Below are 7419 nucleotides of genomic sequence, written 5' to 3'. Positions count from 1 at the left end.
GCCATGACCACCGCCTCCGTGAAACCGCCGTCGCCCCCCGAGGGGGACGCGCCGCGGAAGAGCCGCTGGGGCCTCTGGGCGCAGGGCAACTTCCGCAAGCTCTGGATCGGTGAGACCACCAGCGGCCTCGGCACCGCCGTCGGCAACGTCGCGCTCGCCCTGGTGGCCGTCGTCACCCTGGAGGCCTCGCCCTTCATGGTCGGCCTGCTCACCGCCTCCGCCTGGGTGCCCTGGCTCTTCCTCGGCCTGCTCGCCGGGGCCTGGGTCGACCGCTGGCCCCGGCTGAAGGTGATGCTGGTCTGCGACCTGCTGCTGCTGGTGCTGTTCGGCAGCGTGCCGGTGGCGGGCTGGCTGGGCCTGCTGACGATGGCCCAGCTGGTGCTGGTCGCCCTGCTGGCCGGCGCGGTCAAGGTGTTCCTGTCCACCGCGAACAGCGCCGTCCTGCCCGTACTCGTCGCCAAGCCCGACCTGCTGGAGGCCAACGTCAAGCTGCGCTCCGGCGACGCGGCCGCGGAGATCGCCGGACCCGGCCTCGCCGGCCTGATCTCCCAGGCGTTCGGCGCCGTCACCGGCCTGCTCGCCGACGCGCTCACCTACCTGGTGGCGGCCCTGTGCGTGGGGTCCATCAAGGCCGAGGAGAAGCCCCCGCCGGTCTCCGAACGGCGCGGCATCCTCCGCGAGATCAAGGAGGGCGTCCGCTTCCTGGTGCACGACCCCTACCTGCGCACGCTGGCGAGCTTCGCCGCCGTCGGCAACCTCGGCCTCAACGGCATCCAGGCCGTGCAGACCATCTTCCTGGTCCGGACCGTGGGCGTGACCCCCGGCGGCGTCGGTGCCGTCTTCGCGGTGGTCTCCATCGGCGGCCTGGCCGGCGCCGCACTCGCCGGGCGGATCGCGCGGCGGTTCGGGACGGCCCGCGGACTGCTGCTCTGCGAGCTGGTCGGAGCTCCGTTCATCCTCCTGCTGCCGATGGCGGGGGAGCGGCTGCCGCTGGCGGTGAGCGCGGTGGCCTGGTCGGTCGCGGTCTGCGGGGTGATCGCCGGGAACGTCATCGCCGGCAGCTTCTACCAGGCCTACTGCCCGCCCGCGATGATCGGCCGGATCCGGGCCAGCGCCTCCACCGTCAACTTCAGCGCCATCCCGGTGGGCGCCCTCCTCGGCGGCTGGCTGGGCGAGCTGCTCGGCGCCCGCACCACCTTGTGGATCATGGCGAGCGTGCTCCTCTCGGCAGGCCTGGTCCTGCTGGCGAGCCCGCTCCGCCGCCTGCGCAGCTTCCCCGAGCGTCCCGCGCGGACCTGAGCCGTCCGGGCCCCCGCCCGCCGTCCGGTTTCCCGCGCCCAGGCACCACTCCCACCCGCACCCTGCCCGCACGCCCGTCCGTACCCTCCCGGAGCCCGCCATGACCCGCACCGCCCGCCCCCGCCGCTTCCTGATGTGCCGACCGACCCACTTCGAGGTCAGCTACGCGATCAACCCGTGGATGGACCCGGCCAAGCCGGTCGACACCGGGCTCGCCGTCGCCCAGTGGGAGCGGCTGCACGACCTGTACGTCGAACTCGGCCACCGCGTCGACCTGATCGACCCGCTGCCCGGCCTGCCCGACATGGTCTACGCGGCCAACGGCGCCACCGTCGTCGACGGCCGGGTGCTCGGCGCCCGGTTCCGCAACGCCGAGCGGGCCGCCGAGGGCCCCGCCTACCTGGAGTGGTTCCGGGCCAACGGATTCACCACGCACGACCCGGTCCACGTCAACGAGGGCGAGGGCGACCTGCTGCTGACGGGCTCCCACCTGCTCGCCGGGCGCGGCTTCCGCAGCGTCACCGCCGGGCACGCCGAGGCACAGGAGTTCCTCGGCCGCCCCGTGGTCGGCCTGGACCTCGTCGACCCGCGCTTCTACCACCTCGACACCGCGCTCGGCGTCCTCGACGACGACGAGGTCGTGTACTACCCGGGCGCGTTCTCGGCGGGCAGCCGGGAGGTGCTGCGCCGGCTCTTCCCGGACGCGGTGCTCGTGGAGGAGGCGGACGCGGCGGTGTTCGGGCTCAACCTGATGAGCGACGGCCTGAACGTGGTGCTGCCGGAGGCGGCGACCGGGGTCGCGGCCAGGCTGCGCGAGCGGGGCTTCCGGCCGATCGGTGTGGACCTCTCCGAGCTGTTCAAGGGCGGCGGCAGCGTCAAGTGCTGCACCCTGCACGTCCGCGAGGCCGCCTGACCGGCGTCCGCGCCGACGGCCGGCCGACGGCCCCGTCGACGCCCCGGCCGACGCGGTCAACGGTCCGGTCAACGCCCCGATCAACGAAGCCGATCGACGCACGGTGCTCCGGCGTCGATCGGCTGTTGAACGTGCCTTGCCATGCTCCTCCCATCAGCCCGGAACACCCCGGGAAGAACCGGAAGCCCCCTTCCCACCAGGGAAGACGTCTCTCAGGAGCAGTCATGGCGAACCGCGCGAACGACACCGTTGCCACCCGGGTCTGCCTGGCCGTCGCTGGCCTCGGCCTCGGCACGCTGATCGCCCTGGGCGCGGCCGGCGCGGCGATGGCCGACGACGCCACCGGAACGGGCGCCGGGCAGGGCACCGGGACCGTCAGCACCAACCAGGCCCCGGCCCCGACCCCCTCCCCGTCCGACGACAAGGACTGGAACAGCACCGGCTCCTGACCCTCACCGGCGGCCCCGCCCCCGCCCCCGCCGCCACCCCCCAGGCCACCACCCCCCTAGGCCTCCAGCCCGCAGGGCTCGGCCGGGGCCGGCGCCGGCTGCCCCAGCAGGCAGGCCACCTCGGCCGCCTCCGGGAGCCCCAGCCGGCAGAAGATCTCGTACGCCTGCCGCAACCGCGCCCCCGCCTCGGCCCCGCGCCCCAGGTCCGCCAGCGAGCGGCCCAGCACCAACAGCGCCTGGGCCTGGTCCCGTTCCGCCCCCAGCTCCTCGCAGAGCACCAGCGCCTGCCCGGCGTGCTCGAGCGCCTCGTCGGCCCGGCCGAGCGAGCGCAGACTGTCCGCCAGCCGGTAGCGCGCGTGCGCGGCCCGGTCCCGCAGACCCGCCCCCGTCGACACCGTCAGGCACTCCCGGAACCAGGTCACCGCTTCCTCGTGCCGCCCGAGCCCGTGCAGGGCCAGGCCCAGCACGTACAGGGTGTACGCCCGCCCGGGATCGTCCTGCCGGGTGCGCAGCTCGGCGAGGACCCGGTGGCAGATCTCCACGGCCTCCTCCGCGCGCCCGCTGCGGACGCGTGCCAGCGCGGCGTTGACCGTCGTCACCAGGGCGCCGGAACGGTGCCCCAGCTCGTTGGCCAGCAGCAGCGCCTCGTCGTAGTGGTCCACCGCCTCGTCGTAGCGGCTGAGGAACTGGCAGATCAGACCCAGGTCGTTGAGCGCCTGGCGCAGGATCACCGTGTCACCGGCGGTCCGCGCCGCGTCCACCGCCCGGCGCGCGGCGGCCTCGGCGGCGTCCAGCCGGGTCGCCGCCAGGGCGACGTTCCCGCGCAGGAAGTGCGCGCGTCCGGCCGCCCGCACGTCGCCGTGCCGCGCCGCCGCCTCGGCCAGCGCGTCGGCGGTGGCGGCGAGTTGCCGGCTCGGCGGGGTGAGCACGAACGGGGTCAGCGCGATCAGCAGATCGATCGCGGCCCGCAGCGCGGTTGCCCGAAGACCGTCCCCCGCCGCGCCCGCCGGGCCGACCGCCGTGCCGTCCACGGGACCGGCCGCCGCATCCGCGGCCACCTGGGCCGCCAGCGCCACAGCACCGGCGCGCTCCGCCGTCGTCCACTCCCGGGCCGCCTCCCATCCGGCCAGCGCCACCCCCGGGGACCGGGCCGGACCCAGCGCGCCCGCCGCCGGATCGCCCGGAACCGCGTGCTGGAACGCGGTGCAGGCCGTGGCCAGCAGGTGGTCCAGCAGCCGGTCCCGGGCCGCCACCGCCTCCCCGGCGTCCGCCGCCGCGCCGCCCGCGGCGGCGGGGCCCGCCCCCTGCACCGGACGGCGCCGGGCGAAGGAGCGCAGCAGGTCGTGGTAGCGGTAGCGGCCGGGGAACGGCGACTCCACCATCGCCACGTCCACCAGGGCCTCCAGCAGGTCCTCGGCGTCGTATTCGTCGAGGTCGAGGAGGGCGGCGGCGGCCGGCAGCCCGATGTCCGGCCCGTCCACCGAGGCCACCAGCCGGAACGCGCGCGCCTGGTCGGCGGTGAGCTGGCGGTAGCCCAGTTCGAAGGCCGCCGCCACCGCGAGGTCGCCGATCCGCAGTTCGTCGATCCGCCGCCGCTCCACCTGGAGCCGGCGACTGAGCGTCTCCACCGTCCAGCTCGGCCGGGCCGCGAGCCGGGCGGCCACGATCCGGACCGCCAACGGCAGATGGCCGCAGGCCACCACCAGCTCCCGCGCCGCGTCGCGTTCGGCGGCGAGCCGGTCCGCGCCGATGGTCCGGCCGAGCAGGTCCAGAGCCTCGGACGGGTGGAACACGTCGAGGTCGACGTGCACGGTGGCCGGCAGTCCGGCCGGCCGGGTGCGCCCGGTGGTGAGGACCGCGCAGCCGACCGCCCCCGGCAGCAGGGGCCGGATCTGCGCCGTGTCCTTGGCGTTGTCGAGCACCAGCAGCAGCCGCCGCCCGTCGACGACGGACCGGAAGAGCGCCGAGCGGGCGTCCAGCCCGTCCGGCACCGCGTCGCCGGGCACCCCGAGCGCCACGAGGAAGCTGCTGAGCACCGCTTCGGGGTCGGCGGGCACCGGGTCGGAGCCGCGCAGGTCCACGTACAGCTGGCCGTCCGGGTAGGAGTCCCGCACGCGGTGGGCCACGTGCAGGGCCAGCGCCGTCTTGCCGACGCCGCCCATGCCGACGACGGTGGCGATCACCAGTGCCTGCGCCGAGGGGGTGCCGAGTGCCTCGTCCAGCACCCGGACGGGCGCCGTGCGCCCGGTGAAGTCGGCGGCGTCCGGCGGGAGCTGGGCCGGTCTCGGGGGCGCGGCCGCCGGTCTGGGGGCCGTCTCCTGTCCTTCCTCGGCCTTGTGCCGGTCCGGTCCGGCCGCCCGGGGCCCGGACCCGTTGCGGGAGTCTTCGGAGCCGGCGCTCTCCCGCGCCGGCTCCCGCCGCCCCTCCGGTTCTTCCGCGGGTGCCGCCGGCGCGACCTGTTCCGGGGCGGCCAGCGTCGGATCGCCCTCCAGGATCCTGCGGTGCAGCTGCTCCAGCTCCGCCCCCGGTGCGACGCCCAGTTCCGCGAGGAACAGCTGGCGCACCCCGCGGTACACCGCCAGCGCGTCCGCCTGCCGTCCGGCCTGGTACAGCGCCCGCATCAGCAGCTCGTACGCCCGCTCGTGCAGCGGGTGCTCGGTGGTGAGGGAGGTCAGCTCGGGGATGCAGCGCGAGTAGCGGCCGAGCGTGAGGTCCAGCCCGATCCGTTCCTCCAGCAGCGTCAGCCGCAGTTCCTCCAGCCGCTGGCGGTGCCGTTCCGCGAACGGGCCCGGTACGCCGGCCAGCGGTTCGCCCTGCCACAGCTCCAGCGCCTGGTTGAGCAGGTCCCGGGCGCGCAGCGGATCGGTCCGTGCGGTGCGTTCCGCCTCGGCGGCCAGTGACTCCGCCTCCGCGGCGTCGACGGCGAGCTTCGGCAGGACCAGCCGGTAGCCGTCCCCCATCGACACCAGCACGCTCGATGCGGGCCGGTCGCCTGCGGCTCCGTCCCCTTCGCCGTCCCTATCGACGGCGTCCAGCACCTTGCGCCATCGCCACGCGTACGTGCGCACCGTGGTCATGGCCGCGCTCGGCGGCTCCTCGCCCCACAGCGCCGTGATCAGGTCGGTGGCGCTCGCGGAGTGCCCCGGCCGCAACAGGAGGACGGCCAGCATGGCCTGCTGCTGCGGGCTCCCGATCTTGAGCGCGGTGGCGCCCCGGTGAGCACGCATCAGACCGAGTAATGAGAAACGGAGTTCGCCCAAGTTCTGCCCCCAGCCCCAGAACACGGTGCCCGCCCCCGCTCGGCGCCCATGTCTCGATTTGTGTCACCTTTTTAACCACAGCGTCGCACCCGGTGTCGAGAGTCCGTTGAGCCTGTGGTGATCAGGTGTTGAACCTTGCGGTACAGAATCGCTCCGTGCCGCGGGCACGCCGGAGACCGTCCGGGCACCGCGCCCGCCCCCCTCGGCCGCCGGTGGCGCCGGGCCCGACCATACATTCGGAGGCGGACGTCCGTGAACACCTCATTGCTGTACAGATTGCTCGGCACCGACCCCGCCGCCGGGCCGGCGGAACTCCTGCACCGAGCCCGGGCCTGCCGCCATCTGCCCCATCTGGTGCTCTCCGCCCTGGAGCGCGACGGAGTCCGGATGGGCGAGCCGGCCCGGGCCGAGCTCGGCCGGGCCCGCGAGCGGGTCGACCGGTACGCGCGCCTCGCCGCCGACCTGGCCCGTTCCACGGGGGTGCGGGCCATCGGGGGCCTGCCGCTCGCCGGGTACTACCCGGCCGGTCTGCTCCGTCCGCTGGAGACCCTCGACCTGGTCGCCCCCGACGAGGCGGCCCTGTGGCAGGCCGTGGTCCGCCTGGTCACCGACCACCCGGTGGAGCACATCGGCGTCTCCCTGCTCGGCGAGCGTCCCCACCACACCGCCGTCACGCTCCAGTGGCCCGCGCAGGACCCGCTCGTCGACCCCTGGTACCGCGTCCACCTCTCCACCGCCGCCCTGCCGGGCGACGGCCGGGGCGTGCCCGTCCGGCCGTACCTGGTCGCCGACGACCACGTGGAGTGCCTCATCGCCCTGGCCGAGGCCCGCATCGGCGGACCGGCCCGGCCGCCCGGCCCCCTCGCCCTCCTCGACGTCTCCGCGCTCACGGGCGGGCCCTTCGAGGCCGCCGAGGCGGCCGCCGTCCTCGCCGCCTACCGGCTGGCCCCGGAGGCGGCGGGCCTCCTCGACCACGCCGCCGAGTACGTCCCGCTGGGCCCGCTCGCCGCCGTCCGCGGCGCCCTCGCCCCCCACCTGGCCGCCGAACACCGCCGCCGCGCCGGGGCTCCGCCCGGTGCCCGCCGGGCCGCGACCCGGCACGGTGCCCTGCTCCGCCGGACCGTCATCCGCCACACCTGGGGCGAGGCCCGTCTGCTCAGCCCGAGCCCCGGCACCTCGCTCCTGCTCACCCCCGTCGCGGACTACCTGCTCACGCCGGCGCCCGGGGCCGTCGCCGAGCCGGCCACCCGCTCCGCCGCCCTGGACGCCCTCCACTCCTGGGACAGCCTCTGCTGAGGGTGGGGAATTCGGCATTCCGGCCGGTGCGCCCCGCAGTCCCCGGATTCACCGCCGCTGTGGCCTTCACTACATTTCCGAACCGGCCCACCAGCTCCGCTAACATGTTCGAGCGAACAATGGTCAGGGTTGACATATGAACATCGGCTGAAAAATTGATATCTGAGGTAAAGCGAGCGATTTCGCAAAAGGGCGGCGGGGC

At 75.1% G+C, this 7419-nt stretch carries 5 protein-coding genes; 4 read left to right on the top strand and 1 reads right to left on the bottom strand.

Annotated features, from left to right (window positions below):
• The first annotated feature begins 3 nt into the window (after positions 1-3).
• The 3 genes from AB0O53_RS30160 to AB0O53_RS30150 all read left to right on the top strand — a co-directional run bounded on the left by AB0O53_RS30160 (position 4) and on the right by AB0O53_RS30150 (position 2661).
• On the top strand, positions 4-1299 hold the full coding sequence (locus AB0O53_RS30160; protein ID WP_350991627.1) for an MFS transporter: 1296 nt from the start codon (positions 4-6) through the stop codon (positions 1297-1299).
• A 100-nt stretch (positions 1300-1399) separates the two neighbouring features.
• Complete coding sequence (gene ddaH, locus AB0O53_RS30155) at positions 1400-2212, top strand: dimethylargininase (RefSeq protein WP_350991628.1); 813 nt, start codon at positions 1400-1402, stop codon at positions 2210-2212.
• Between the two features lie 224 nt (positions 2213-2436).
• Positions 2437-2661 (top strand): hypothetical protein, encoded by a 225-nt coding sequence (locus AB0O53_RS30150; RefSeq protein ID WP_350991630.1) that lies wholly within the window; start codon positions 2437-2439, stop codon positions 2659-2661.
• Between the two features lie 56 nt (positions 2662-2717).
• Here the strand turns inward: AB0O53_RS30150 and AB0O53_RS30145 are convergent, their stop codons facing one another.
• The gene (locus tag AB0O53_RS30145) at positions 2718-5888 is read right to left on the bottom strand and encodes an AfsR/SARP family transcriptional regulator (RefSeq protein ID WP_365199869.1); all 3171 of its coding nucleotides are present in this window, start codon (positions 5886-5888) and stop codon (positions 2718-2720) included.
• Between the two features lie 285 nt (positions 5889-6173).
• Between AB0O53_RS30145 and AB0O53_RS30140 the strand changes: the two genes are divergently transcribed.
• Positions 6174-7217: a hypothetical protein gene (locus tag AB0O53_RS30140; protein WP_350991633.1), complete on the top strand. Its 1044-nt coding sequence runs from the start codon at positions 6174-6176 to the stop codon at positions 7215-7217.
• Positions 7218-7419: the final 202 nt, after the last annotated feature.

The organism is Streptomyces erythrochromogenes (assembly GCF_040684695.1).
Lineage (GTDB): Bacteria > Actinomycetota > Actinomycetes > Streptomycetales > Streptomycetaceae > Streptomyces > Streptomyces erythrochromogenes_C.
Note: the sequence above shows the minus strand (reverse complement) of the source record. Positions and strands in the feature narration are given on the sequence as shown.

Bases quoted from the DNA above. Each gene is read 5' to 3' on its own strand.
- AB0O53_RS30160 (WP_350991627.1), top strand. From the start codon at position 4: ATGACCACCGCCTCCGTGAAACCGCCGTCGCCCCCCGAGGGGGACGCG.
- ddaH (WP_350991628.1), top strand. From the start codon at position 1,400: ATGACCCGCACCGCCCGCCCCCGCCGCTTCCTGATGTGCCGACCGACC.
- AB0O53_RS30150 (WP_350991630.1), top strand. From the start codon at position 2,437: ATGGCGAACCGCGCGAACGACACCGTTGCCACCCGGGTCTGCCTGGCC.
- AB0O53_RS30145 (WP_365199869.1), bottom strand. From the start codon at position 5,888: ATGCGTGCTCACCGGGGCGCCACCGCGCTCAAGATCGGGAGCCCGCAG.